We start from the raw sequence: 1,339 nt of genomic DNA, 5'->3' as shown, positions 1-1,339 counted from the left end.
CACGCTCACGCAGCTCGTCGGGGTACTTCTTCGGTGCGGGCATCGCTGGTGTTCCTCCCAGGTTTCGATGTCTCCATCAAACCCGGTGCGGAACAGGTGGAAGGAACCCCGGCCCTCCGTGCAGCCTCCTTGTCGACCAGCCGCTTGTCCCGCCGTGCTAAGTAAGAGGCGTAGGCTGCTGGCCCTGAACGCATCGGGTGCTGCGGCTGGCCTACTTTCCCGAAGGGCTGGTGGTACCAGGTGAGAGCAGTCGTGTACGACCGGTACGGGCCTCCGGATGGGTTGCGAATCGAGAATCTCCCCAAGCCCTCCCCCGCTGCCCGACAGGTGCTCGTCAAGATTGCGGCGACCTCGGTGAATTTGAGCGATTGGGAGACTCTGCGAGGTTCGCCACTGTATTCGCGCATCGGTGGGCTGCGCTCCCCGGCACGCCGGACCCTCGGCTCGGACATCGCCGGATGGGTCGACGCGGTGGGCTCCGCCGTCACTCGGTTCCGACCCGGTGACGAGGTGTATGGCGACAACCTCATGCTCAAGGGCGGTTTCGCCGAGTACGCGATCGCGCCCGAATCGGTCCTGGTCCGCAAGCCCGCCGCCCTGACCTTCGCCGAGGCGTCGGCGATCCCACAGGCGGGCGTGATCGCACAGCAGGGCACCGCGGGCGCCGCAGCCGGCAACCGGGTCCTGATCAACGGCGCCGGCGGAGGATCCGGCGCATTCGCGATCCAGCTAGCCAAACGACTCGGCGCCCAGGTAACCGGCGTCGACAACGCGGGCAAGCTCGACTTCATGCGGTCCGTCGGCGCGGACGAGGTGATCGACTACCGCAGCCGGGACTTCACCCGCAGCGGCCCGTACGATCTCATCCTCGATCTGGTCGCGCACCGATCGGTGTTCGCCTACCGCCGGGCACTGGCCCCCGGCGGCCGCTACCGGTGCGTCGGCGGATCGGTCTCGGCGCTGCTGCGCGTCCTGACGATCGGCGCGGTGGCCGGCCGGCTCACCCACCGCCGGCTGGGCGTGCTCGCCGTCCGGGAAGGGCCGACCCACTTCGAACCGGTGGCCGATCTCTGCGTGGCGGGTGACCTCGTCATCCACATCGACCGGGCCTTCACGCTCGACGAGACGCCCGAGGCGTTGGCCCACGTGGGTAAGGGGCGCGCCCTTGGAAAGGTCGTCGTGAGCGTCAACTGACCAGCGACCGCAGATTTTCCGCGATCGGCGCCGGAAACACCCGGATCTGTCGATGAGCGGACGGACGCCTGCCGCCGCTGGCCGGTTCAGTTGTCCGCGGATCGGTGCGACGGGTGGGGCTGCGACGGCTCCGGCGTGGCCAGCT

General features: G+C 68.7%; 1 protein-coding gene. It reads left to right on the top strand.

Going from position 1 to position 1,339, the window contains the following annotated elements; all coding sequences use genetic code 11:
• Window positions 1-240 precede the first annotated feature (240 nt).
• The gene (locus ACWD6N_RS37730) at window positions 241-1,194 is read left to right on the top strand and encodes an NAD(P)-dependent alcohol dehydrogenase (RefSeq protein WP_450006758.1); all 954 of its coding nucleotides are present in this window, start codon (window positions 241-243) and stop codon (window positions 1,192-1,194) included.
• Window positions 1,195-1,339: the final 145 nt, after the last annotated feature.

It is taken from the genome of Micromonospora sp. NPDC005163 (genome assembly GCF_053599835.1).
Note: the sequence above shows the minus strand (reverse complement) of the source record. Positions and strands in the feature narration are given on the sequence as shown.